We start from the raw sequence: 25,226 nt of genomic DNA, 5'->3' as shown, positions 1-25,226 counted from the left end.
GCGGGTGTATTTGCAAGACCATCCGTGCGGCGACGCCAAAACACGCATTGAGCGGAACAGCGCGGCGGCAGGCCGCACTCACTGTAGCACGCATCCCTGATCAGCCCGTTGTGCTCTTGGCGCGGAAGGATTGCTGTGCATATGCAGCCGAAGAGCCACTGCATACATACACTAAGACACGCTCATTGACACCGACGCAGCGTGTAGAATATGCCGCGCAGGATCTTCAAGCAGCAACTTCGAAGCACTAGGTGTTCGCCCCCGCGGCGCCACTTTCTCTCTATGTTCCTTCCTTGATCGTCATGCCTCGCCACGTTTTCGGCTCGGCGAGAATCTATCTTTTAAGGAATCCACAGATGGAAACCGGTACTGTAAAGTGGTTCAACGACTCCAAAGGTTTTGGCTTCATCACGCCTGACGCAGGTGGTGACGACCTGTTCGCTCACTTCTCCGAAATTCAGGGCGGCGGTTTCAAGTCGCTCCAGGAAGGCCAGAAAGTGCGCTATGTCTCCGGGGTAGGCAAGAAGGGTCCGGCAGCGACCAAGATCGAGCCGATCTGAGTCTCGCGACACACGTGAAAAAACCCGCAATTCTGCGGGTTTTTTCATTTCATCACGGACGAAATAAGCTTACTGCCAGCGACGCGACAGGAGTAGAGTCGGGAAAGTGATCAAAATTCCCCAATTACCAGTCATCCATTTCCGCCATGCAAAGCCCCGCCACGCCTTCCAGTTTCCTCTGCACGTTACCCGCCGATGGCAAGGGCCTGGCCTATCATGTCACCGTTAGTTTTGGCGCCAACCGGCATCCGGCTGGCGTCCGATTCACTAGCTTCGTCGGCGACGGAAGACGTTCATTTGCCGTGCAAACTGCCGATTGTGATTTGGAGGGGGCAATCGCCCAGAGTTTCGAAGTGCTGTGCCGGATCGCGGTCGGCCAGGTCGTGCGCGATTGTCTCTACGACAAGGCCTGCCAGGGAGACTATGTGCTGGATCTGGCGGCGTCGCCATGGGATGGCGAACTGAGGCCAGTTGGCGCAGGCAATACTGCAAACCTGCCACGGCGGCGGACTGGTCCTTGAACGCAGACCTGCGGACGTTCAGTTTCACAGATTGACCGTCCCTTCGTGGCCGGACACGGCCCCCGCGAGCAAGTCGCCGGCTGGCCGCTGGTCGCTCGACTTAGGGCGGCGACGACCAGCCAGCCTCACCCGACTCGCCAGAGCAATTCGGGCGGCCCGCCAGTCGAAAGGCAAGGTGCATGCAGCTATAAACTGCGAGAAAGCGCCTTGCCCTTATCTCCCGTGGCACTTCTTGAACTTCTTGCCGCTGCCGCAAGGGCACGGGTCGTTGCGGCCGGGCTGGTCGCCCTTCACCACGGCCTCCACGCGCGGGCCCAGGCTCTTCCAGATCTGGCGCAGGTCGTAGACAGCCCAGATCGCCTCGCCGAAGGTTTCCACGCGCGCCCGGCTGGTGCTGGGCGGGCCATCCTCGCTGTACATGCAGACCTCGGGCTGGCCGGTGTCGTCCTCGGTCAGGGCGACGATGCCGTCGAGCGCGTCGTCCAGCCACTGGGCAGCCTCCTTGTCGCGCGGGGCGGCCCATTCCTCGGGCCAGTTCTCCACCACGAACATGAACCCCAGCGCCCACACCTGGCCAAACGAGGGGATTTCCCGCCCATCCATCTCGGCGCGCTCTTCCTGGGGCAGGCTCAAGATGGCCCCGCGCATGTCCATGGCCTCGGGCTGGAAGGTGCGTTCGTCGTCCAGCGTCTCCACGGGCTGGTCGAGCTGGTGCTCCACCTCGTTCCATCGGCGCTGCCACAGTTCCATGAAGCGGGCCTGCTGGGCCGCTTCATGGAACGCAGGCAGCAACGGCAGCGGGCTGCCCTCAGCCACGTCGAGCGCCGCGCCATCGCCCAGCAGCATGGGCAGGTAGTCGGAAGCGGGGATGCGCCGGCGCGTGCAGACCAGGGCCGTGAGAAAGCCGTCGCAGAACTCCCATTGCGGGATTTCCTCAGCGCGCTGGCGCAGGTCGTCCAGCAGATCGTCAAGCTCCTGGAGTTCGTCGGGCGTCAGGGCGGTGGCTTCGGTCATGGGGTGGGTTCTCGCGGTACGGGGTGGGGATGCGCTGGACGCTGGACGAGGGCGTCAAAGGAGGGCGCGCGCCCTCCTTTGAGCCCCTTTGGTCAACGCTCGAGAAATGGCTTCAGCTTGTCAGCGCGACTGGGATGCTTGAGCTTGCGCATCGCCTTTGCCTCAATCTGACGGATTCGCTCGCGGGTCACGTCAAACTGCTTGCCGACCTCTTCAAGCGTGTGGTCAGAGATGGTATCGAGCCCGAATCGCATCCGCAGGACCTTGGCCTCGCGCGGCGTCAGCCCATCGAGCGCCTCATCCAGTACGGTGCGCAGATTCGCCTGAATCGCAGCCTCAGCCGGCGAACTGGCTGAGACGTCCTCAATCATGTCACCGAGCGTTGCGTCGGCGTCGTCGCCCACTGGGGTTTCGAGCGATACGGGCTGCCTCGCGATCTTGAGAATCCCGCGCACTTTTTCCTCGGTCATCCCCATGCGCTCGGCAAGGACGGCGGGATGCGCTTCCTGTCCCGTCTGTTGCAGGATTTCGCGCGAAATCCGGTTCAGCTTGTTGATCGTCTCGATCATGTGCACAGGCACACGAATGGTCCGCGCCTGATCGGCAAGTGCCCGTGTGACGGCCTGTCGGACCCACCAGGTCGCATAGGTTGAAAACTTCCAGCCGCGCCGGTATTCGAACTTGTCCACCGCCTTCATCAGGCCGATGTTGCCTTCCTGGATCAGGTCCAGGAACTGCATGCCACGGTTCACATATTTCTTGGCGATAGAAATGACAAGTCGAAGGTTGGCTTCGATCATTTCTCGCTTGGCCTGCCGCATTTTCAACTCCGCGGCACTCATCTGGCGGTTGATCTGCTTGAGCTGCTGGAGCGGCAGCGCGACCCTCGCCTGGATGTCGATGAGTTTTTGCTGGCTGGCCTGAATGGCTGGCAGGTGTCGCTCGAGCGCCGCGCCAAACTGCTGCGAGGTCGCCGCCGTGCGGCGAGTCCATTCAAGGTCGGCCTCGTGGCCGGGGAAAGACTCAACAAACGCTTCACGTGGCATGCCGCAACGTTCGACGGCGATCTCCAGGATGCTGCGCTCGATCGTACGCACCTCGGCAACCTGTTCGCGCACACTGGCACACAGGCGGTCGATCATTTTGGCCGTGAAGCGTATCGGCGCCAGTTCGCGCTGGATCTCCGCGCGTACTTGCGCCACGGCTGCGGTACGGGCTTTCCCAGTCACGAGTGCGTCCGGCAACTGCCCGAACAGGACACGCACGCGCGCGAAAATCGCAAGACTGTCGGTCGTGAGTTGTTCGAGACGGACGGCGTTCGCCTTGTCGGAATCCTCGACCTCCGTTTCGGCGTCTCCATCATCAGGGTCGTCGTCGGAGGCGTCTGCTTCGATCGGAGCGTCATCGGACTCCAGCGTCACGTCGCTTTCGTCCACGCCGTCGCTGATGCCGTCGACCAGTTCGTCGATACGCAGTTCGCCAGCGACGATGCGGTCCACATCGGCGAGAATCATGGACACAACCGACGGACACGCGGCGATGGCCTGAATCATGTCCTGCAGGCCGCCCTCGATGCGCTTTGCGATCTCGATTTCGCCGGCGCGGGTCAGTAGTTCACTTGCGCCCATTTCGCGCATGTACATCCGGACCGGATCCGTCGTGCGGCCGAATTCGGAATCGACGGTCGACAGGGCAGCTTCCGCTTCCTCGTCTGCCTGTTCGTCGGATGCTGCGGCAGGCGCGGCGTCGCTTAACAGGAGCGTCTCCGCGTCAGGCGCCTGCTCGTACACGGCTACCCCCATGTCGCTGAACGTACTGACGATCGTCTCCATCGCAGCCGTTTGCGTGAAGTTGTCGGGCAGGTGATCGTTGATGTCTGCGTGGGTGAGATAGCCGCGTTCACGGCCAAGCGCAATCAGCGCACGCATCTGGCGTTGACGCTCTTCGTCCTGCCGCGCCATGGACGCGGTGTCCAGCGGTGTTGTGACCGCCTGGGCCTTTCCCGCTGGCCTGCGGCGGCCTGACTTTGCGGTGACTTCAATCATGCGGGACGTCGAATCGTCGCGAACCGGATTAGCCAATACATTCTCCTCGACAGGTTGGCCGACGATCGTCGCAAGCATGACGGCTCGTCAAGCCTGTCGGGGTGCGAACTGAATCGTGGAGTGACGCACGGATAGTCGAGGCCGGAACGCCTCTTGCGGAATCCGCTGTGCGCAAAATGGGGAACCGGACATGATACTGGATGACGTTGTGCGGTGCAATACGCGATGGCGATGTCTTCGTCGAGAGTTGCGGGCGTTCCTGATGACGGTCGACAAACGTCTTGTCAGCAGCACCTGACGGCGCCGGAGTTGGTGCAACAAGTGCCTTGCGGTTAGCAAATCCGGGTTACTCGAATCGCATGGTTGCAACAGCAATCTCGCTGGGGCGGCATTGCTTGCCGAGAATGTGCTTGGCGTTGCGGCGCAGGAAGCCCGCAAGCAACCCCATCAGCGCTCAATCTGCACGCGCATCGACCGCGCTTCTGTCAAGCCTAAGGCTTCCGCCGCACCGTAGGAGAGATCGATAATCCGGCCTTTGACATATGGTCCGCGATCGTTGATGCGCACGACAACCGACTTTCCAGTAGCCAGCGATCTGACGCGCACATAGCTGCCAAGCGGTAATGTTCGATGGGCGGCAGTCAAGGCGCCGCTATCGTAGCGTTCTCCATTTGCGGTCAGGCGCCCCTGGAACGATGACGAATACCATGACGCCTCACCGGACTGCAACATCTCGTGTTCGTGCCGGGGGTGACAGGAATCGGCTCCGCACGCAGCATGCCTGGGCGGGATCTGTCCGCAAGCAGTGACCAAAGCGCAGATTCCCAGGACTTCCAAATAGCGAAGTGTCAGGACCATAGACCACCCGTCAGCTATTGAGACGTGGTTCTAACGGTACGTAGCGCTGCTGGAACAGGCGGCAATAAAGGCGGCAATACCATTCCCTACGCGAGCTGGATCTCGCCCTCGAACTTTGTGCTCAGCTTGAGCGCGCCCAACTCCAGTGTCATGGTAACTGGCAGCGTTTCATTGCCGGCGAGGAGGCCGGTCTGCAGCGCGGCAGCGACCGCCTGCTCGATCTCACGCTGTGAACTGACGCCCACTACCTTGAGGAACTTGCGGATGCTCATATTGAAGGCTTCCTGGTCCATGGCGACTCTCCTTCTCGTCCGGGCGTCATAACTGGATCTTAGTGCCGGCCGGCCACGGGGAATGGTGCGCCGCGACACAAATCGATGCCAGTGGCTTCCGCTCAGGAGCGCCGATGTCAGGGTCAATCGCCTTGCGTAACGTGGGCTCCAAACGTGGGTGCCCCACGCAACGCAAGGCCCAATGGGCGCAGGTCCCGCAGGTCCGATAGCTGGCGCGGGCGCTCAGCTATCAAGCCGCCACGCGCCGGATCACAGGCGGCTTCCACGTGCCATCCAGCACGGTGGTCCCCGGCAGGTACAGGCGAAGGTTCATCGTGAAAATACCCGCGGCAGGCGCCGGCAACCAGTTGACGGCGGCGTCGTTGGGCGGATCGCGTTGAATGGTCAGATCCAGCGATCCATCGGGATTGAACTTCAGTGCATCCCGATCGCCGATGGCGAAGCGGTGGATCGAGTTGGCGGCAAAGAACTGGCGGTCGTTGTACATCGTCAGGGACCAGAATGCACGCGCCGGAGGCAACTGTTCCTTGTCGAAATGAATCACGTACTTTGCGGCGCTGTCCAGCGGCTTGCCGTCTGCGTCGGTCAGGGCCAGAGGATAGAACGCATCCTCCACGGTATTGGCGCCCAGGCCCGCGTAGGCGATCACGGCCCGACGCAGGTAGTCGGTGCCATAGGTGCCGATTGGATTGCTGATCATTCGCCAGCCGTTGGCCACTGAGCCGGAATGTGACAGCGCTTTGCCAATCTGCTTCTGACCGGCAGCAGGGGCTGCGCGGACTGCAGCCTGCACCTCTGCGGGCAAGCGGCTCATTTCAAACGGCTCTCCTGGCACCAGTCCGATTCGGGCGATACGGTCGAGGATCGGATAGTCGTTGGCATGCGGCGGATTGTCCTTCAGGAAGCGTGCAAACGTTGCAAAGTAAGTCGCCGCATCCATCCGTGCAACCTGCTCCACCGGCGCGCTCATGTCCAGCTTGGGGTCGAACGCAGCCTTCGGCGGCACGTATGACGGATTTCCCAAGGCGCTGAGGGGGACGGCCTTGAGCCCGGACTGGAATTTTCGAACCGATGCATAGTCGGCGACGCCGTTGGTCTGCGTCCGGCCAATCATCCAGCCCACCGAGGTCGGCGAGACGTAGGCGCGCATTCCAGCAGGAAGCTTGCCCCGCCAGTTCGGGCCGACGATGGCGAACTGCTGGGCGCCATTGCCGGAAGTGCGCGTGCCCGGCGACATGAAGACGTCAGTCCACATATCGAGCGCGGGCAGCAAGTAGTAGCGTCCGCCGGAATCCGGCACGGAAATGACGATCGGCTCCCGGCTCACGTCGAACCACAGGGACGAATACAGCGTGTCAGCGTTCGGGCGGACCACCCGGTCGAATTTGTCGTCAGGGAACACGGGTGCATGCGCAAACTGATTCATCGGCGCACGAAAGTCGCTGCCTGGACCTCCTGACGCGACATTGGTCGACACGCGCCGTGTCACCTCCATCAACACCATCGGATACGCATAGATGTAGGCTTCCGCCGCAATCTCCTGTGCATCCGCGGGGCTGAGCGCTGATGGCGCGGCCCCTGCCTGCAATGCGGTCGCACCGAGCATCCCTACCAGGACGCGCCGAAGCCACGGTGAGCGAATCAGTCCAATCATGTCTACTCCTTTTTATATTCTCGATTTTGGTACTACTTCATTGTTTCGAGATAACCGTTCTTCCTGGCGTCGCTAAGCGTCATGGATTTCACCAGCTTGCGGGAGATCCGCTTCAGGTGATACATGGGCCTGGCATAAGGGCCAACCAGCACCAACGGTCGTCCGTGCCGCGTCGCATCGACAATGGCTGCCGCCACAACGTCCGGGGAAACGCCATTCGCTTCGTAGTAGGCGCGCAGTCTTTCGATTTGCGTCGGCGTGATGGCTTCGGACACGGACCCTCTTGCATTCGTGATGGGCGTATTGATGATGCCTGGGCATATGGCTGTGACACCAACATCCGTGTCAGCCAGTTCCATCGCCAGCACATCGCACAGCCCCATTACGGCATGCTTCGATGCTGCGTAGGCACTCATGTTCGGTGCCGGCGCAATGCCGGCCAGCGATGCGACATTGATGATCTGGCGAGCACCACCCGCTTCTACCATCCGTTCGCCAAAGAAGTGGCAACCATGCACGACACCCATCACGTTGATGTCTAGAACGCGTCGCCACGAATTCACCGGACTCCGCAGGAATGGCCCGATGTAGCCGATTCCAGCGTTGTTGACCAGCACATCGACGGGGCCGGTTTTCGCGTGCACCGAAGCGGCAAAGTCACGCATTGCGGCTTCATCGGCGACATCGACGGCATAGGTCAGGCATTGCACGCCAAGCGCGCGTGCCGCGTCCGCCGTGCTTTCCAGCAAGGCAGGATTGATGTCGGATATCACCAGGTTGGCGCCCTGGCGCGCGAACGCCAGCGCCGTTGCACGGCCAATGCCGGAGGCTGCGCCGGTCACCAGCACCTGCTTGCCTTTCAAATGTGGAACTGCCACTGGCTGTCTCCCTCACATGTGGTCATGCCCGTGTTCGCTGCGCCCGGTCGTGCGCCGCGAACATGCACGAGGTTGAATCAGCCCCCGAACGAAGACAGGTCCTTCGGCGTGATGCCGTTGGCCTTGCAGTAGTTCAGGTAACGATCCATCGAAGTCTTCCAGTTCTCGACCGCGATGATGTTGTCCTTGTCGTCGAGGTACAGCAGTTCGCCCACGACGATGTTGAAGGTGATGATGTCCGGGCCTTCCGCATACGCGGCCTGGGGCGTGTGTCGAGTGGATGCGGTCTCGTAGACGACGCTACCGGCATGGGCAACCCAGTCGTGTTCCTTGTACCGCCAGCTACCCTGCACGGTGTAGACGATGACCGTGCCGCTGTGATGGTGACGCGGCATCTCCATGTTGCAGGGCGCCTTCAGCAGCGTAATGGTTTCCCCTTTTACCGGGTCGATCTTGAAGTACTTGATCATCACATCGTTGCTGTATGGCGCAAACGGCATCCACGGGGTGTCGTTGCCATCCAGGCAACCGGTGTTGATGGATTCGAACAGCATGGCCTGTCTCCTTTTGTGTTGCCTCACCCGGGATGGATGGGCTCTTGCTGGTTGCCATTCTGTTGGGTGTGCTTGCGCAAGGCTTGTCATTTTCGGACAGCGCGCTATCATTTTCCGACAACGATCTCTCGCTTCCGCACAGCCCCATTTCCCAAGGTCAACCATTGAAAGCAGCCATCAGTCCGCACGTGCCGGCACGCTATTTCCTGCTGCTGGGCGACTACCTGAAGTCGGCCGGCACGTCGCTGAACGAGCTGTTCGATGCCGCGGGGATTGCGTCGGACCGGATCAACGAGACGGATTTCGGCCTCAACACGCAGCAGGTGGATCGCCTGCTGGCGGAGGCGCTACGCCTGACGGGGCGTAGCGATATCGGGTTCGAGTGGGGGCGGCGCTTCAAACTGAATTCGCACGATATCCTCGGGTACGCAATGCTCTCGTGCCCAAACATCGATCAACTGCTGCGACTGTGTTCCCGCTACTACCGGCTCCTGACCCCCATGTTCAGGATGCAGTACCAACGGACCGGCAATCGCGCGGAAATCATCTACCGGCCGGCACTACCGATGTCCCCGGGAACGCTGGATCTGCTTCAGGAGGTGATTACTGTATCGACGCATCTGCAATGCAAATCGTTGCTGCAGCATTCGTCATCGGTCTACGACATCTACATGTCGATGGAGGCGCCGCCGCATGCGGCCCGCTACCGGGAACTCGCGCCCGCACGCGTGCATTTTGGAGCGTCGTCGTTGCCGGAAGTCCGCATGGTGGCAGAGACCTGGAGCCTGGACGCACCACTGCCGATGGCCGACAAGCACGCGGTGCGGGTGGCGGAGGAGCGCTGCAGGGCGCTGCTGCTGCGGCACAGCGAGCAAGGAAACTGGACCGAATGGGTGGTCATGATGCTGAACGAGGCAGAGGACTGCCAGCCGACGCTGGAAGAACTGGCCCGAATCCTTGGCATTTCCTCGCGTACGCTTGACCGCTACCTGAAGAAGGAGGAAAGCAGTTTCCGCGACCTTGCCATTCAAGTACGCAACAGCCGCGCAAGCAAGCTGCTGCTCGAAGGAACGCTTCCGATATCGCAGATCGCCTACCGGCTTGGCTTCACCGACGTTGCAAACTTCTGCCGGGCATTTCGGCAGGCCAACGGCGTTAGCCCATCCGATTTTCGTAGCGGAAAAGGTAGCTAAGTAGCCGCGGCCTTCACTGGCTTAAGGCGACTGCACCTGCACCGGGGCTCCCGGCTTGCCTGACACCTGCGGGGCGACAACGAGATACCGACGCTTGTCTCCCGCCATGCTCGCACCCGGAGTGACCAGTTGACGAATCTGGCCTAGTGCATTGACGATCGCAGCGCCGGCCGGGTTTGACATGAAGTTTGCGAGGACTTGCACGTTGCCAGTGCCGTCTGCGTTATCGGCCAGTCCAAGCACGTATGCCTGTTTTGGTTGCAGGCCGGTCACTGAGGCCTGAAGAACCTGAACCAGTCCCTGGTCGAACAACGCGACATTGGTAGGCGCATTTGCGGCGTCCGTCGACCTGCCCGATCCCACAGGCAAGAGTGCTACATGGGCACTCTGTCCTGCCAGGCCGAGCGGCTGCAGGTTCTGCGTGCCGTCGCCCTGCGGCACGGCATTCGGTACATAGGCGACAGCCTGTGGCGCCTGGCCAATGGGCACGGTGGCGATGACGGTGTTGGTCATCGTATCGATCGCGGCCATTGCATCGGCATTCTCAAGGCCGACATAGATGCGGCTTCCATCCCCCGACGGCCAGAGTCCGTGCGGCAGGTTGCCCACAGGAATCGTTGCGACCTGCGAAAAGTCATCGGTGCGGAAGACCTTGACTACGTTAAGACCTCCGATTGTCACGTACGCGAACGTGCCCTTGGCGTTATGCGCGATGTTGACATGGTTGGTGATCGGGCCCGTGTCCAGCGTCTTGAGCAACGCGAATGGCGGTCTTGCATCGAACACCTGGACCTTGCCTACGTCCTTGAGCGTGAACCAGACTTGCTTGCCGTCCGGCGTTGCGGCAAGGTCCGGACAGAACGGGCTGGCCTGCTTGACCGTGCCGACGATCTTGTGGTCGGCCACGGAAATCACCTCGGTCTCCGGGTTGAAGGACGAGCATACGTAGCCGTATTTCCCGTCCGGCGAGAAGATCTGCATGCCCGGACCGGCCGGGACTGTCATGCGAGTTTTCTCCTCATACGTCTTCGCGTCGAGTACGGCAACGTAGTTTTCGCCGCGCACGGTTACCCAGACTTCCTTGCCATCAGGCGTGAAGAAAGCCTCGTGAGGCGAGCGGCCCACGTAGCTGACATGCTTGACGGTGTTCGTCTGGGTATCGATAAACGTGACGGAGTTCGATCCGATAGAAACGACCGCCATGGTGCGATGATCCGGCGAGAAGCCCATGCCGTGCACGAGCAACTGGCCCTTGTATAGCGGACTGAAATTGGCCGGTGTCGGGTCGCCAAGACGAATCAGGCCAACCAGCTTGTTGTCGGCGGGATCGATCACCGACACCGTGTTCGAGAACTGCTCGGCAGCGTAGACTCGATCGTGGTGGCTAACCGGGACATCGGGGTCGGATAGCGATCCCGGTGCCTGTCCGGCCCAGGCAAGTTGCGCTGCGGCCAGCGTAGCCGTTGATAACGCGAGGATCAAAGCCGTTGTGCGTGTCATCGCTGGTTCTCCTGCGTGTGGTGGCGCATATCCATCTGCATTCCCGGCTGTTGCTGGGTGGGAGCGGGCGTTGGCGGCGGCAAAGGCTGCCCAAGCGCGAGACGCATGGCAGCGATTTCCTGCTGCTGTTCAACCACGATCTCTTGTGCGATGCGGCGCAATCGTTCGTCGTGTCCATAGCGCAGTTCAGCCAGTGCCATGTCGATCGCGCCTTGATGATGAGGCACCATCATCGCAACGAAATCGCGATCGACATCGCCCGTTGGCTTCACGGACATGCCCTTCATCATCTTTGTCATGGCGGCGTCGTTCTCCGCCATGAATGGCCCTTCGTCGGCAACGGCGGTTTGCGAACCCGCAGCCAGGACGGGCGAAAAGCAAAGCGCCGAACTCGCTGTGACGATGGTCAGGATTGGCGGCAAGGTACGAAGCGGGATTCGCATGACGATTCTCCAGTCAAGTCGTTCGCTCGGCTCGACTTGCGAATGGGCGCTGCGCATCGTCGGCCGGCGCCCCCGCCTCCCAAAGGACCGACGAGCGGGATGACGCCTAAGAATAGGTGAAAACCAGGCGAACTCATCATGAGTTGGGGTTGTGCCTGCTTCTCCAATGTCCGCACGGGCGCTAAGCTTTTGATACACCACACGCGAGAAAATCCCCAATGCCTGACCGTCTTCTGAAATCACCACGCTTGTCACACCCCGCCGTGCTTGCTCTGGCGATCTCCGTCACGACAGGTTTGCTCGTGGCTTGCGCAGCCAACCCGCCCGGCCAGTCGGCCAAGGTGCCTGAACTGCGCCCCGGCGTTCCCGCTGGCTACCTGTCCCCGGAAGCCCGCCCCGACAGCCTGGCGCTGTTGCCGCAACCGCCGGCGGCCGATTCGGCGGCCTTCGCGTTGGACAAGGACACGGCAAAGCTGGCCCAGACGCAGTGGGCGAAGTCCGGCTCGGCGCGCTGGAAGCAGGCGCAATTGGACGCGGACCTTAGCTTCCCGGCAGCGGCAGGCACCTTCTCCTGCGCGCTGAATGCACCCATCAACGAAGCGCAGACGCCGCGTTTGTACATGCTGCTGCGGCGGACGCTGGTAGATGCGGGCCTGGCGACCTACCGCGCAAAGGACCGCTACAACCGCACTCGCCCGTTTGTAGTCACGCACACGTCGTCGTGCACGCCGGCCGAAGAAGCCAAGCTGGCCAAGGACGGGTCCTACCCGTCCGGCCATAGCGCCGCCGGGTGGGCATGGGCACTGGTGTTGACCGAGATCGCTCCCGATCGCACAGACGCCATCCTGAAACGCGGCCGTGCCTTCGGGCAAAGCCGCGTGGCCTGCAACGTGCACTGGCAGAGCGACGTCAATGAAGGCCGCATGGTGGCGGCGGCCACTGTGGCCCGGCTGCATGCCGACACGGTTTTCGAGGCCGATCTGGCGGCAGCACGCGACGAGTTGGCCAAGGTTCGCGCCCAAGGGCTGCCGCCGAATCGGGACTGCGCCGCAGAAGCCGCCGCACTGGCGACGAGCCCGTGAGGTGTCGGCTAACGGACGCCGGCGTCGGTTGGCGCCGGCCGAGCCATCGCCCCATCTGCTGGTGCGATAGGTCTCAGTTCCCCGGATGAATTGGCCAACACCAACGCCGGCGCGTGCCACAATCTTCGTGCACTCCACAATAACCACCGGGGGGTAGGCGCATGTCCATCAAGCTCCGATACATCGCCATTGCGGCGGCCTTGTCATGGGCCGGATCTGCCAACGCCTCGATGAAGGTTGGCGACTTCCTGGAAATGGAGAAAGACCCGCAATCCAGGCCATACGCTGCCCTGTACATCGACGCCTACATGCAGGCCCTTACCGTGGCAAACGGGACCCTGCGTTTCCGGGGGCAGGCGGCTTTCTTTTGCCCGCCAGGCACGATCACACTGGGCGGCGACAATGCGCGAAATGCTGTAAAAACCGCACTTAAAAATGGGAGTGCCAAGGAGTCTGATGACATTGGCATCATCCTCCTGAAGGAATTGCAGTCGGCATTCCCCTGCCAGTGAATCGCCATCACGTGGCCAACGGCGGGAAGCCTCCATCGCGTCGAACCTCATTGGGCGTTCGCCCGGTCCAGCGTTTGAACGCGTGCCGGAATCCCACCGCGTCACTGAAGCCCAACGCCAGGCCAATGTCCTCGGTGCTGAGCGAAGTGGTGGTCAGGTAATCAACGGCGAGCGCCTTTCTGACGCTGGTCAGCAAATCGCTATACGAAGTGCCTTCGCCCTCCAGCTTGCGACGAAGCGTGCGGGAGGTCATGCCCAGGCTTTCGGCAATCTGCTCGATCTCGGGGAATCGCCCGGGCGTGCGGGTGAGTTCCTGAAAGACCCGGCGGGTGATTCCCGCCTGCCAGCGGAACGACTCCAGCAGGCGAGAGCAATGCGCGGACATTTGCGCTGCCGTGATCGGATTGGCCAGTTGCGGCGCCCGAGACAGCCAGGCTGCGGGGTAGCTCAACGCGTTCTGCGGCTGCCCGAACGCGAGCGGGCATTCAAGCGCCTCCGCCAGTGCAGCCGCGTGAGGCGGCTCGGCCCGCGTGAACATGGCGCTGGCCGGTACACACCAGGCGCCCATCACATCCTTGATCATGGTGACGTGCACGGCGAACTGCATCTCGATCAGAAAGTGGTACAGCGATTCGTCCACGCCTGGCCGCGAACTCGCAGCATGGCCCGGAAATACCCATGAAGCCATGCCGTCCTGCTCGATCCAGCGGATTTCGAGCATGCCATTGGCAAGCTGGTGGTACTTGACCGCCGCGTCGAACGCTTGCGCCATGGCCTCCGAACACAGCAGCGCGTAGCCGTACATGCCATAGCTCGACACATGCAGCCGGCTCCCGACCTTTACGCCGAGGTCCGGCTTGCCGCGCAGCTGGATCACGTTGCGCGCTGCGGTCAGGAACTGATGCGGCGATGTCAGGGTAAAGGGGTTGGCAATGGCAGCAACGTCAAGGCCGGTCCCCGCCAGTACTGCGGCAGGCTCCAGCCCCGCTTCGGAACTTACCGCCAGCAGGGCGGCCAGCTTGGCCGGTGAAAAGCGCCTTTCCTGCAAGTCGATGGCTGCCGAGGCGTGCGCGAGCCGATTGCCCAGGTGTCGGGCCGATGATTCTTCCGTCATATCGCCCTGCCGCATGGCACTGCCCTTTGTCCGAAAAGATACCGATTTTGCCCCGGACGCCCGGTTGCCGCCACCCATATCAAGCCTGGCGCCAGGCTGGCGATACTCGGTCACGCGCGCGGCGCCGCGCGGATCGAACCTTGGCAACGGGTCTTATATACCCGCTGTCTCAGGAATCACTTGTCCGTTTTGATCATGGTTTCGACCGCGCCGATCATTTGCAAGCCCGGGCCTGTCATTCATAGTCTCGCGACAAAATCTGCGTCAGCACGTGTCGCCGAGCCGTCCTGGGAGGTTGCCTGTGCCCTGACGCCATTCGTTATCGGAGACCCCAAATGAGCAACAGGCACTGGACACTATCGTATGGCTCGATCCCGGTAGAGATCGATGCCGATCGCTACCCGTCCGTGAACGCGATACTGGAAGCCGCCATGCGGCAGTTCGCAGACAAGCCAGCCTTCCATTCTTTCGGGCAGACGCTGACGTACGCCGATGTCGATCGCCAGTCGTCCGCGCTGGCGGCCTATCTGCAGCAGGTGGCAGGCGTCAGGAAAGGCGACCGTGTCGCGGTAATGCTGCCCAACCTGCTGGCGTTTCCGCTTGCCTTCATCGCCGCCACGAAAGCCGGCGGCGTGCTGGTGAACGTCAATCCACAGTACACCGCCCGGGAACTTGAGCACCAGCTTAACGACGCGGGTGTCGAGACAATCGTGGTCTACAACGGCGCTACGCCCACGCTGGCGGAGGTGCTGGGCAAGACGAGCGTCAGGACGGTGATCACGGTCAACGTTGGCGATGGCGGTGGCGAAACGCTCCCGGGGCCCGCAGTCTGTGAGTCGCTGCGTCATGCAACGACGCTGCCGGCGGCCATCGCGCAAGGCGCGACGCTCACCTTCGATCCCGTGGCCGTGAGCGGCACGGACCTGCTGTGCCTGCAATACACGGGTGGAACAACTGGCCTCTCCAAGGGCGCCGCGCTGACACACCGCAATCTTGTCGCCAATGTCGAGCAGTTCAAGGCCTTCATGCCGGACGCACTGCGGCCGGGTGAGGATGTCATCGTTACCGCGATCCCGCTGTATCACATCTTTGCGCTGATGGTGAACTTCCTCACCGGATTTTCCGCCGGCGCCGAGAACTGGCTGGTAGCGAATCCGCGGGACATGGACGGACTCATTGACACACTGAAGGCGGCACGGCCGACGATCTTCGCTGGCGTCAACACGCTGTACGCCGGCCTGGCCGCGCACCCCCGCCTGACGGAGGTGGACTGGTCGCGGCTGAAGCTGTCGGCCGGCGGCGGCGCGGCAGTGATCGACGTGGTCTCCGAGCGATGGAAGGCCGTGACGGGCAGTTTTATTCGCGAGGGCTACGGGTTGTCGGAAACGTCCCCCGTCGTGTCGTTCAACCCGCAGTTCACCAGCGTCTTTACCGGGACCACCGGCCTGCCCGTGCCGTCGACCGATGTGAAACTGCTTGACGATCAGGACAACGAAGTCGGCATCGGGGCGTCCGGTGAAATCTGCGTCAAGGGGCCGCAGGTGATGGTCGGATACTGGAACAAGCCGGAGGCCAATGCGAAGGCGTTCACCGCGGACGGCTACTTCCGCACTGGCGATGTCGGCGTCTTCGACGCGCAAGGCTTGTTGCGGATCGTCGACCGCAAGAAGGACATGATCATCGTCTCCGGCTTCAACGTCTACCCGAATGAGGTGGAGGCGTTTGCCAGCACCTGCCCCGGTGTGGCCGAGTGCGCGTGCGTTGGGGTGCCAGATGAACGGACCGGCGAAGCGGTCAGGCTGTATGTGGTCAAGGTACCCGGCGCCGACGTGACCGAGGAAGCGCTGATGGCTCACTGTCGAGCCGGCATGGCAGCCTACAAGGTGCCCAGGATCATCAGCTTCGTCGATGCGCTGCCAAAGTCTGCCGTCGGCAAGATCCTTCGGCGCTCGCTTCGCCAAACCGACTGACCGCCGCTGCGGTGTGGCTTCCACGCTGTCACCTTGCCGTCACCTATCCCGGCCGGGGGCCGGGAGAATCACTCTGAAACGGCTCGCCGTCAGTCCCCGGCGAGCCGTTTCATCTCCAGAGCCTCGCGACGTTGCATAATCCTCCTCGAATCCAACGGAATGGAAGTGCGTTCATGACCATGAAGACCGATGAAGAGGTGCAGGCCGAGATCAACGCGTTGAAGGAACTGCAACCAAAACTCCCGCTGCGCGCCCGTCAGGCAATTGACGCCGCGCTGATGGTTCTGGAGGGGCGGCTGTCGCACGACAACGTGTATGACATGTTCGAGGAAGGCAGCGAGGAGTTCGAGGACGCGTTTGCCGCGCGCATGTGGCGCGACGGTACTTCCGGCAGCGATTCGCTGTCGGCGCTGTACCGCGAACTGATCTAGCGGCCACTACTGCGGCTTGAAGAACATGGCGAGGGTGCGCTCGTCAGTGCGGGGCACATAGACAATGCCCTTCTGCGTGGCCCAGGTGGTCACCTGCATATGGATCGGGACCACGCCGCCATCGTTGACGGCAATCTCGGTCGCCTCCTGAAGCAGCCTGGAGCGCTCGTTGTCATCCACGGTGCCGAGCGCTTTCTCCAGCACCACATCCATCTTGGGATTGCAGTATTCGCCCCAGTTGTAGGTCCCGAAGCCTTTCTTGTTGTCTTCGCAGGCCAGCAACGCGCGCAGCGGCGAGCTGACTTCTCCGGTCTGCGCGCCCCAGCCGGATAGCCCGAACGACCATTCGTGCTTGATGCCCTTGGACGAATAGGTGGCCATCGGCAGCGCCACGACCTTGGTGGCCAGGCCGACACGCGTGAGGTTCTGCGCAATGGTCTCGGCAATCTTCTCGTCGTTGATATAGCGGTTGTTCGGCGTATGGAGCGTCAGGCCGAAGCCGTTGGGGTACCCCGCCTCGGCCAGCAGTTTCCTGGCTCCCTCCGGGTCATACTTGACCGTTTTCAGGTTCGGGTCATAGCCGAACAGCGTGGACGGCACCAGGTTGTTGGTCGGCTCCGACAAACCGTCCATCAGGCGGTCCTTGATGCCCTCCCGGTTGATGGCCATGCTGATGGCATTGCGCACGCGCGGGTCCTTCAGCGGGTTCTTGTCCATCGGCTGGCCGTCCCGGGTGGTCACGTAGGGCGACTTGTCACGCTTGGCATCGAAGAACAGATAGATCACGCGGTGCGAGATCTTGGAGAAGAACGACAGCCTGGGATCGCTGCGCACCTTGGGCAGGTCGGGCGGAGGCACGTTCTCGATGGCCTGCACGTCGCCAGAGAGCAGCGCGGCCAGCCGCGTGGCCGGATTCGGAATGAAGCGTATCGTGACTTTTTCCCACGGCGGCTTGGGCCCCCAGTAGTCGTTGTTGCGCACCATCTCGACCCGGTCGTCGCGTGCATAGCTGACGAACTTGTACGGTCCCGTGCCGATCATCCCCTTGCCCTGTGCAAAATCGTCAGAGGCAAGTCCTTGTGTGGCCTTCTTCTCCACAATAAAGATCGCTGCGAGGTCGCTCAACATCAGCGGGTACGGCTGGGCGGTGGTGAGCTGGATGGTGTATTTGTCGATCACCTTCTTGCTGACAATCGACTTGGTATAGACGTCGTACTTGCCGGGGCTGTTCTGGATGGTGGCGGGTCGGTCCAGCGACCAGACAACGTCCTCGGTAGTCAGCTCCGAGCCATCATGGAACTTCACGCCCTTGCGGAGCCTGAATTCCCATGTCAGGTCGTTGACCTGCTTCCAGGACTCGGCAAGACCCGGGATGACGCGGCTGTCCGCGTCCCGCATCGTCAGCGTATCGAACATATGCTGGGCCACGTTGTAGTTCGCATAAGCGAGGTAGAAGTGCGGGTCCATGGAGGTCGGCGCCGTACTCATGGCCATCTTGAAGTCCGCGGCCTGTGCCGGGCCGGCCAGCGCAAGGCTCATCAGCCCTGCCGCAGCAATGGCACCAAATGCCTTCTTGAGTGTGCGAAGGAACATCGCGTTGTCTCCCTGAAAGACATTCGGACGGATCTGCGATTGCTGGATTGCTGGATTGCTGGATTGCTGCAGGCGCGCATCTTCATCAAAGCCACGCCTTTGGCAAGATTTTGCGAGAGTCGCCAAAAAGTGCAAATTCGCATCGTGCGCTAGAACACACAACGGCAGAACTGTTGTGCGTTTGGCAATGAAGATTTCTGCTATGGCGGAGCTGGATGATGCGAGGGAAGGGGGCGCATTCGCCCCCTATGCGTCATGGGCGTGCAGGCGGGCCGCGGCACGCGTCAGCGCGAGGAGACCTTCAGACTGTCATGGATCGAGCGCACGCCGTCCACACTGCGTATCGTCTCGAGCGCAACGTCGTGTTGCTGCTTGCTGGGCACTGTGCCACTGACATTGACAATGCCGTCCCTGGTCTTGACGTGGACGTCTTCCGTGGACTTCAAGTCCTTCATGGACAGCAGCAACTTGGTCTTGATCGTGGTGGTGATGGCGCTATCGCTCACGGCTTCTGTAGCGTTCTCAGCACGCATGCTCGTGGCCGATTTTGCCGGCGCGTTGGTCGGGTTGTCGTTCGCGGCAACGCGCACAACGCCTCCGCCACCCAGTGCAAGCACTCCGCCGGTTGCCACTGTCAGCGTTGCAGCCAGGAAGGCCTTCCGGACAGCATGCAAGGTCTTGCGGGTCGTTCGCATGGCGCTCTCCCACTCTCCTCTATGGAGTCGTTCTTCTTGTGTTGTAGGTCGACGGCATTGATCCAGATGTCGGACGATCTCCTATTCTGCGAAGCCATGCGCAGTCTTAACCGATAGGTACCTGCGAAAAAGAGCCGCGGCCTGATGGTCGCGGCGAATGGGGGGATATACGAAAGGAGTCCACTTGATTTTCGTCTTATCCCCTGTGTCCTGGTGTCTCACTGGTGACTTACGCAGCGAGTGAGCGAGGATGTATGCCTCTGTTCTATGCGCGATCAGGCGAGTGCGATGTAGGACGTTTTCCTATTCTTGGGGCGGCGGGCAGTAGATTCACAGAATGGACGCGCGTGGGTGGAGGCGCGAATGAAGTCGCAAGAGGAACTGCTTGCGGGGAAACGGAGTGGACCGAAGACGTACTTCAGGCGGTGGGCGCGTGCGGATCGCGCCCACCGCAAATGTCCGTTGGCAGGGCGCTCTATCGTCCGATTTATTCCGACCAGGTAGAGTCGACTTCCCGCAGCAGATGACCACTGAGGATGTAGTCACCGAGCCTGGCGGCTTTCGCTTCGAGCGCCTCAAGTTCGCGTGCCGGCATGTTGCCCAATTCAAACTGGCAGAACAGGTTGCGCTGGCGGGTCGTCATCTTCTGCCGCTTCAAACCGGCAGCGAGCGCGGCAGGCGATCTGACGGCAATGCTTTCATGTCCGCGATACGCCACCCGGACGCCAGCCTCTTCGCCAAGGCGCCCTAGCTCGGGGGCGTCCTGCCAGGCGGTTTCGTAGTCGAGCTCTATCAGTCCAACGCCGGCGGCCTTGAGAAGATGAATTGCTTCGCCTTTGGTCGTAGCCCGTGCTGTTGTCATTTTCCTGCCCCCGTTTGAATGCCCGAATTTCCGTGTTTTGACCCGTCAATTGGAATTTTCTGGCATGTGCCACCAGTTATTCGCTTTCTGCCATGCCGCCCGGCGAATGCACATCCACCATTTGGATGAGCAAGGCGCAAGTAATTCTCACGTCACGTCATTGACCGAGGCCACTTTTGGCGATCTGCTGCTCCACGAACTGGGCGAATAGCGCGTGCAGACGCGTGGTTGGATGAAGATCGTCAGCAAAGATGTACGTCTGGTCGGCATTGCTCGTCACATAGGTAGGCGGCGAGCATAGCAATGCCGTGTCATCGGGCGTTTTCGCGGGATCACACGCCGCGGCAGTGTTGGACACGACGAAGCCATTGGCGCCAAAGTTGGCGATGATCTGGTTCTCCCAGGTGTAGGAATCGATCTGGATGACCTTGCCTTGCACGCCGTTGGCCTGCAAGGCGGCGTTAAGACTATTGTTGAACAGCTGCGATAGCTGGGTCAGGTTTGCCCCGCCATCGGACGAGTTGATGCCCTTGGGCGACAAGCCGATATTCGGAACGTTGACCAGCACGACATGGGTGGCGCCGTTCTGCACAATTTGTGCGACGATCTGCGCCAAGGTGGTTGCAGCGGTCTGCACGATCGGCGCGGCGGCAGGCAGGGCACCGGCGCGAAGCACGTCGTTGGCGCCCGCCCAGACCAATACCAGTTGACCGGCGTTGAAGCTCCCGTGAGTGCCCAGGTAGCTGGATACCTGCTGATTGACGGGCATTTCGACATTGCCGATCACATCGGTAAGGAAGTCGTACAGGTTGGCCGGTGTCGCGACCGTGGCGCCGCCCTCGGCATAGCCAAGGCCGCCTTGCGCGCTCAACTTGTGTGTGATGTCGATTGTGAACGCCGCACTTAGCGTATCGCCGTAGTACTGGGCGACGTCCTGCGTCCACACCTGCCCGGGATTGGTCGTGAAACGTCCGCCGCCCACTGCACTCGCAATCGGCGCGAAGGTTCCGACGTCAGACAGGCTGTCGCCAAACGAGACCACTTGCAGATGGATGCCGCCTGCGGGTGCGGGTGTGCCGCCTCCGCTACCCTCGCCGCCGCCGCCACCACCGCCGCATGCGGAAAGCAACGCAATCAGCACGGCGGAAACTGCCGCACATACCTTGTGATGGAATCCACGCATGGCCGCTTCTCCTTACCGGCATCGGGGTTGCCGGACGTACGTGGCAGGGGTCCAATGAAGAGAACCATAGTCTAGGCGACGGCATTCAATTGCGATGTCGGGCAGCCTCCTACCTTCGTGCGAACGATCCTGCGAACTGGTCACACCGTGTTCTGCGGCGGGCAACGTGAGCAAGGCGAGCGAAGAGCGGGCCCTCGGCAGGGGTTGGCGAGGGCCCGAAGCGGTACAGCTATCCCCCAGTGTTCATATGGCTGCCGTGGAATCAGGACGTAGTGGCGCTGGAGCAGGTCTGTCGTGGGGACGTGACACTTGGGTCGGAAGCTACTGCGCAGGCGCGGCCTTGCGTGCCGCCAGCAACTTCTGGATTTCGGCTTCCGTTTCCTCGTACCGACCCTCGCCATAGTGCTGGTAGACGATGCGGCCGTCGGCGTCGATCAGGTATGTGGCGGGCCAGTACTGGTTTCGAAACGCTGACCATGTGCCGTACATGTTGTCCTGCGCCACCGGATACCGGATATCGAACCGCTTGAGCGCGGCCTGCACATTGGCCGTCGATTTCTCGAACGGGAATTCGGGTGTATGCACGCCTACCACTACAAGGCCCTGGTCCTTGTATTTTTCGTACCACTGCTTTACGTACGGCAGCGTGTTCACGCAATTGATGCACGAGTACGTCCAGAAATCCACCAACACCACCTTGCCGCGCAGTTGCTGCATCGTAAGCGGCTCGGAGTTCAGCCAGCGTTCGATGTTCGTGAATTCCGGTGCCTTGCCCTGATCGCCCACCTTGGAGCTATCGGCGAAGGCACCCGTGCCGAAGGTATAGATGGCAGCGATGCCTGCGGCCGCCAGGACGCCGCGAATGAGGTAGCGCATGATGGAGAGTCAGCGAGGAAGCGAAGTTGGAGGAAGTGTCCCTCGTTCGCCATGGCGGACGAGGGACGTCGGGTTCAGACCAGCACGGTTTCGATATCGATGTTGCCGTGCAGTGCCTTCGAATACGGACACGTACGGTGCGCGCTGTCCACCAGCGACTGGGCCACTTCACGGTCGATGCCAGGGATATGCACGCGCAGCCGTGCCTGCAGGAAGTACTCGATGCCGGCCGTGCCAAGGTCCACTTCCGCATTCACCGACAGGTCGTCCGGCAGCTTGATTTTCTGCTTGCCCGCGGCCAGCCCGATGGCGCCGATGAAACAGGCGGACCAGCCAGCGGCCAGCAGCTGTTCCGGGTTGGTACCTTGCCCGTTGCTGCCCGGTGACGACAGCGCGATATCGAGCCTGCCGTCGTCGCTGCGCGCCGAGCCATTACGGCCGCCAGACGTGATATGGACCTTGCCGGTGTAGAGGACTTTTTCGATGCGGGTCATGATGCTTTTCTTTTCAAGTTTGATTGGTGTTTGACGATTGGTGTTCGACTGCAGAATTGCGATGCCTGGGCGAGGCTCCGTTCTCAGGCGTAGGCGCCATCGAGGTACGGATCGACCGAGCGGGACGGTTCGGCCGACACGCCGGTGCGGTCCATGCCTGCGACGGTGTGGGCGCCATCGAGGTACGAGCTGCGCTGGTCCTGTACGGAACGGGCGGCTTCGCTGAACACATCGCGGGAATCCTGAACCGAGCGGGCACCTTCGCTGAATACGTCGCGGGAGTCCTGGACGGTGCGGGCGCCATCCGCATACGGGTCACGGGCACCGAGCACGGAAGCTTGCGCGCCAACAGCGGCGGCAGCGAGGGCGACGGCGAGGACGAGGCGGGTGGTGAAGGTCTTGGACATGATCGATTTCCTTTGCGTTGAATGACGTTGCGTGGTTTGCGGTTTGTGTTGCCAGGAAGCTGAAGCAGCGTTTTCGCGTTGTCTGTTGTGCGTTGCGCTGCCACGGAACGTATTTAAGGCGTCCGACGTATCGCGCCCGTAGCACGTTTGGGGTGCTTATGTCAGGCCACGTATCGGCGCGATGGCCTGATACACAGGCATACAAAAAGGGGAAGGAGGTGGCGGCGAAGCCGCTTTGGGGCCGGAGGTCAGGGAGTGCGGGAAGGGCAGCGCGCGGCGGCGCCAAAAACGAAATGGCCGCACCAGAAGCGGCGCGGCCATCAGGGGAACAACATCAAGGACCGGTCAGCAGAGACCGATCAGCAGGAGCCGCAGCGGCCAAATGTGGCCGGGAGGATATCGGGTGGTCAGCCGATGCGGATCTCGGCCACCAGCCCGCCGCCTTCGCGATTTCGCAGCTTCAGCGTGCCACCCACGGTCAGGGCAAGCTGATGTGCGATGGCCAGGCCCAGGCCCGTGCCGCCGGTTTCGCGGTTGCGCGACTCTTCCAGCCTGACAAACGGCTGCAGTACGGCTTCGAGCTTGTCTTCTGGGATGCCGGCGCCACGGTCCATCACATCGATGACCACGACGTTCCGATCGCGGCGCACGCTCAGCTCGGCGGCGCCTCCGCCGTACTTGATGGCGTTGTCGATCAGGTTGGTCAGTACGCGCCGTAACGCATTGGGCTGCGTGACAAGCGCGCCGCCGGCGTTCTCCACGATCGATACGTTCTTGCCGGTGTCCTGGTAGTCGTAGACCAGGCTTTCGATCAAAGACCCGAGGTCGATCCGGGATGCCTTCTCGCCCTCTCCGCTCGCGGTGCGCGCGTAGGCCAACCCTTCCTTCACCAGTGTCTGGATTTCGGTCAGGTCGCTCACCATCTTGCGCCTTTCCTCGGAATCCTCGGCCAGCTCGGCGCGCAGCTTCATCCGCGTGATCGGCGTCTGCAAGTCGTGGGAGATGGCCGCCAGGATCTGCACGCGCTCCGCGACGAAATGCGCGATCCGGTCGCTCATTGCATTGAAGGCCCGTGCCGCGCGTGCCAGTTCGGTCGGCCCGTTTTCGTCGAGCGGCGGCGATTTGGCGTTCGGGTTGAGCGCTTCGGCAGCATCGGCAAGCGCCACCAGCGGACGGATGGCCAGCCGCACGGCAAGCCAGCAGCACACGATCAGCATCAGCAACTGCAGTACGAGCACATAGGGCAGCCACTGTGCGATTGGCGTCATGCGTGGATGCACGTCGATGGTCAGCGGGCTGCCGTCGCTCAGCGTCAGGTGGGCCTGCACGCGCTTGCCGTCGCCGGGGATCGACTCCACCGTGACTGGAAACCGGCCGCCACTGGCTTCCATGATGCGGTCCGCGATGTCCCTGCCGCGCTCGCTCATTTCAGGCACGCCCGGCAAGCCCGGCCCCAGGATGTACTGGTAGTTGCCGCGATTCACGCGCGGCAGCCACTGCGGCCGTTCGGCGGCGGGCACCCGGTCCAGGATCGCCACCGAGGTGGACACGTCCGTTTCCAGCGTACCCAGCATCACCTGCCGGGCCGACATATAGCGTTCCGAGAACAGCACCGCGAACGACATCAGATGGGCGACGATCATGCCGCCCAGCAGGATCAGCAACAGCCTTGACCCGAGCGTGTGCGGCCATTGCCAGCGCCAGTGCCGAGTGCTCACAACCGCGCCTCCCTGATCTCCACGGGCATTGCGAACACATACCCCTCATTGCGCACGGTCTTGATATACGCTGGCTCGCGCGCATCGTCATTCAGGCGCTGGCGCAGGCGGCTGACCAGCAGATCGACCGAGCGCTCGAATATTTCCGCCTCGCGGCCTTGTGTCAGGTTGAGCAACTGGTCGCGATTAAGCACGCGTTGCGGATGATCGACAAACACGCGAAGCAGCCGGTATTCCGCGCCGCTCAGCGCGGAGATGGTGCCTTCCCGGTCGATCAGGTGGCGCGCGGTGGTGTCCAGTTGCCAGTCGCCAAACGCCAGGATCTGGCCCGCTTCGGTGATCTGCAGATTGGGCGGGAGCATGCGCGTGCGGCGCAGCACGGCCTTGATGCGAGCCAGCAACTCGCGGGCGGCGAACGGCTTGGTCAGGTAGTCGTCGGCACCCATTTCCAGGCCGATGATGCGGTCGGTCTCGTCGTCGCGCGCGGTCAGCATCAGGACAGGCGTGGCCTTGTGCTTGCCGGCGCGCAGTTCGCGGCACAGTACCAGGCCGTCGTCGCCGGGCATCATGATGTCCAGCACGATCAGGTCAACGGTATTGGCTTCCAGGAACTGGCGCATATGGCGGCCGTCGGGTGCCATGGTCACGCGCAGACCGTTCTTGGTCAGGTATGACGAGACAAGCTCTCGGATCTCCCGGTCGTCGTCGACGATCAGGACATGGTCTACATGCGCTTCCATCAGTGTCACCCCTGGAAAATAGTAGTTGTCGGAAAG

Annotated in this window: 25 protein-coding genes and 1 pseudogene; 7 read left to right on the top strand and 19 right to left on the bottom strand. The window is 61.8% G+C overall.

The genetic code is table 11. The annotated features are described in order from the left end of the window. Nucleotides 1-356 precede the first annotated feature (356 nt). Nucleotides 357-560 (top strand): cold-shock protein, encoded by a 204-nt coding sequence (locus tag B552_RS0104400; protein ID WP_019447799.1) that lies wholly within the window; start codon nucleotides 357-359, stop codon nucleotides 558-560. Nucleotides 561-706: 146 nt separating this feature from the next. Beyond that, nucleotides 707-1,081 carry a hypothetical protein gene (locus B552_RS28215; RefSeq protein WP_083860221.1) on the top strand — a complete coding sequence of 125 codons (375 nt, stop codon included), beginning with the start codon at nucleotides 707-709 and terminating at the stop codon, nucleotides 1,079-1,081. A 213-nt stretch (nucleotides 1,082-1,294) separates the two neighbouring features. Here B552_RS28215 and B552_RS0104395 read toward each other — a convergent pair whose 3' ends face one another. From B552_RS0104395 to B552_RS0104360, 7 genes and pseudogenes are all read right to left on the bottom strand, one after another. Further along, complete coding sequence (locus tag B552_RS0104395; protein ID WP_019447798.1) at nucleotides 1,295-2,095, bottom strand: YecA family protein; 801 nt, start codon at nucleotides 2,093-2,095, stop codon at nucleotides 1,295-1,297. Between the two features lie 92 nt (nucleotides 2,096-2,187). Next, a complete protein-coding gene (gene rpoD, locus B552_RS0104390) occupies nucleotides 2,188-4,218 on the bottom strand; it encodes an RNA polymerase sigma factor RpoD (protein ID WP_019447797.1) in 2,031 nt (676 codons plus the stop codon). Between the two features lie 369 nt (nucleotides 4,219-4,587). Then, nucleotides 4,588-4,866 (bottom strand): annotated as a pseudogene (locus tag B552_RS28210) (septal ring lytic transglycosylase RlpA family protein); the annotation flags it as partial. A 218-nt stretch (nucleotides 4,867-5,084) separates the two neighbouring features. Beyond that, nucleotides 5,085-5,291 carry a DUF6494 family protein gene (locus tag B552_RS0104375; protein WP_019447794.1) on the bottom strand — a complete coding sequence of 69 codons (207 nt, stop codon included), beginning with the start codon at nucleotides 5,289-5,291 and terminating at the stop codon, nucleotides 5,085-5,087. Nucleotides 5,292-5,520: 229 nt separating this feature from the next. Next, on the bottom strand, nucleotides 5,521-6,945 hold the full coding sequence (locus B552_RS0104370) for a DUF1254 domain-containing protein (RefSeq protein WP_019447793.1): 1,425 nt from the start codon (nucleotides 6,943-6,945) through the stop codon (nucleotides 5,521-5,523). Between the two features lie 32 nt (nucleotides 6,946-6,977). Then, nucleotides 6,978-7,823, bottom strand: a complete 846-nt coding sequence (locus tag B552_RS0104365; protein WP_026035317.1) for an SDR family NAD(P)-dependent oxidoreductase — start codon at nucleotides 7,821-7,823, stop codon at nucleotides 6,978-6,980. 77 nt (nucleotides 7,824-7,900) lie between these two features. Continuing rightward, nucleotides 7,901-8,377: a 2,4'-dihydroxyacetophenone dioxygenase family protein gene (locus B552_RS0104360; RefSeq protein WP_019447791.1), complete on the bottom strand. Its 477-nt coding sequence runs from the start codon at nucleotides 8,375-8,377 to the stop codon at nucleotides 7,901-7,903. A 164-nt stretch (nucleotides 8,378-8,541) separates the two neighbouring features. Here B552_RS0104360 and B552_RS0104355 point away from each other — a divergent pair, with 164 nt between their 5' ends. Then, nucleotides 8,542-9,570, top strand: coding sequence for an AraC family transcriptional regulator (locus B552_RS0104355; protein WP_026035316.1), 1,029 nt, complete (start codon nucleotides 8,542-8,544; stop codon nucleotides 9,568-9,570). A 21-nt stretch (nucleotides 9,571-9,591) separates the two neighbouring features. Here the strand turns inward: B552_RS0104355 and B552_RS0104350 are convergent, their stop codons facing one another. Both B552_RS0104350 and B552_RS0104345 read right to left on the bottom strand, forming a co-directional pair. Beyond that, nucleotides 9,592-11,070 (bottom strand): YncE family protein, encoded by a 1,479-nt coding sequence (locus B552_RS0104350; RefSeq protein ID WP_019447789.1) that lies wholly within the window; start codon nucleotides 11,068-11,070, stop codon nucleotides 9,592-9,594. Continuing rightward, nucleotides 11,067-11,513, bottom strand: a complete 447-nt coding sequence (locus B552_RS0104345; RefSeq protein ID WP_019447788.1) for a DUF305 domain-containing protein — start codon at nucleotides 11,511-11,513, stop codon at nucleotides 11,067-11,069. The genes B552_RS0104350 and B552_RS0104345 overlap by 4 nt, the downstream gene beginning before the upstream one ends. Before the next feature lie 218 nt (nucleotides 11,514-11,731). Here B552_RS0104345 and B552_RS0104340 point away from each other — a divergent pair, with 218 nt between their 5' ends. Together B552_RS0104340 and B552_RS0104335 are read left to right on the top strand one after the other, a co-directional pair. Beyond that, the gene (locus tag B552_RS0104340) at nucleotides 11,732-12,595 is read left to right on the top strand and encodes a phosphatase PAP2 family protein (RefSeq protein WP_051003526.1); all 864 of its coding nucleotides are present in this window, start codon (nucleotides 11,732-11,734) and stop codon (nucleotides 12,593-12,595) included. A 161-nt stretch (nucleotides 12,596-12,756) separates the two neighbouring features. Further along, entirely contained in the window at nucleotides 12,757-13,107 is a 351-nt protein-coding gene (locus B552_RS0104335; protein WP_019447786.1) for a hypothetical protein, read from the top strand. 7 nt (nucleotides 13,108-13,114) lie between these two features. On the opposite strand, the gene B552_RS0104330 is transcribed toward B552_RS0104335, so the two are convergent. Then, nucleotides 13,115-14,221, bottom strand: coding sequence for an AraC family transcriptional regulator (locus B552_RS0104330; protein WP_237718163.1), 1,107 nt, complete (start codon nucleotides 14,219-14,221; stop codon nucleotides 13,115-13,117). Nucleotides 14,222-14,556: 335 nt separating this feature from the next. On the opposite strand from B552_RS0104330, the gene B552_RS0104325 reads away from it, so the two are divergent. Both B552_RS0104325 and B552_RS0104320 read left to right on the top strand, forming a co-directional pair. Beyond that, the gene (locus tag B552_RS0104325; protein ID WP_019447784.1) at nucleotides 14,557-16,191 is read left to right on the top strand and encodes an AMP-binding protein; all 1,635 of its coding nucleotides are present in this window, start codon (nucleotides 14,557-14,559) and stop codon (nucleotides 16,189-16,191) included. Nucleotides 16,192-16,364: 173 nt separating this feature from the next. After that, nucleotides 16,365-16,622: a hypothetical protein gene (locus B552_RS0104320; RefSeq protein WP_019447783.1), complete on the top strand. Its 258-nt coding sequence runs from the start codon at nucleotides 16,365-16,367 to the stop codon at nucleotides 16,620-16,622. 6 nt (nucleotides 16,623-16,628) lie between these two features. Here B552_RS0104320 and B552_RS0104315 read toward each other — a convergent pair whose 3' ends face one another. The 9 genes from B552_RS0104315 to B552_RS0104275 all read right to left on the bottom strand — a co-directional run bounded on the left by B552_RS0104315 (nucleotide 16,629) and on the right by B552_RS0104275 (nucleotide 25,190). Continuing rightward, entirely contained in the window at nucleotides 16,629-18,215 is a 1,587-nt protein-coding gene (locus tag B552_RS0104315; RefSeq protein ID WP_019447782.1) for an ABC transporter substrate-binding protein, read from the bottom strand. 284 nt (nucleotides 18,216-18,499) lie between these two features. After that, complete coding sequence (locus B552_RS0104310) at nucleotides 18,500-18,910, bottom strand: BON domain-containing protein (protein ID WP_019447781.1); 411 nt, start codon at nucleotides 18,908-18,910, stop codon at nucleotides 18,500-18,502. A gap of 487 nt (nucleotides 18,911-19,397) precedes the next feature. Next, entirely contained in the window at nucleotides 19,398-19,772 is a 375-nt protein-coding gene (locus B552_RS0104305) for a hypothetical protein (protein ID WP_019447780.1), read from the bottom strand. A gap of 157 nt (nucleotides 19,773-19,929) precedes the next feature. Continuing rightward, the gene (locus B552_RS0104300; RefSeq protein ID WP_019447779.1) at nucleotides 19,930-20,955 is read right to left on the bottom strand and encodes an SGNH/GDSL hydrolase family protein; all 1,026 of its coding nucleotides are present in this window, start codon (nucleotides 20,953-20,955) and stop codon (nucleotides 19,930-19,932) included. Between the two features lie 321 nt (nucleotides 20,956-21,276). Next, nucleotides 21,277-21,831: a thioredoxin family protein gene (locus B552_RS0104295; protein ID WP_019447778.1), complete on the bottom strand. Its 555-nt coding sequence runs from the start codon at nucleotides 21,829-21,831 to the stop codon at nucleotides 21,277-21,279. A 74-nt stretch (nucleotides 21,832-21,905) separates the two neighbouring features. Continuing rightward, entirely contained in the window at nucleotides 21,906-22,325 is a 420-nt protein-coding gene (locus tag B552_RS0104290) for an organic hydroperoxide resistance protein (RefSeq protein ID WP_019447777.1), read from the bottom strand. Between the two features lie 83 nt (nucleotides 22,326-22,408). After that, a complete protein-coding gene (locus B552_RS0104285; RefSeq protein ID WP_019447776.1) occupies nucleotides 22,409-22,732 on the bottom strand; it encodes a hypothetical protein in 324 nt (107 codons plus the stop codon). A gap of 407 nt (nucleotides 22,733-23,139) precedes the next feature. Further along, the gene (locus B552_RS0104280; RefSeq protein ID WP_083860231.1) at nucleotides 23,140-24,375 is read right to left on the bottom strand and encodes an ATP-binding protein; all 1,236 of its coding nucleotides are present in this window, start codon (nucleotides 24,373-24,375) and stop codon (nucleotides 23,140-23,142) included. 71 nt (nucleotides 24,376-24,446) lie between these two features. Further along, a complete protein-coding gene (locus B552_RS0104275; protein WP_019447774.1) occupies nucleotides 24,447-25,190 on the bottom strand; it encodes a response regulator in 744 nt (247 codons plus the stop codon). Nucleotides 25,191-25,226: the final 36 nt, after the last annotated feature.

Source organism: Cupriavidus sp. BIS7, from assembly GCF_000292345.1.
GTDB lineage: Bacteria > Pseudomonadota > Gammaproteobacteria > Burkholderiales > Burkholderiaceae > Cupriavidus.
This window is presented reverse-complemented; position numbering and strand designations above follow the sequence as displayed.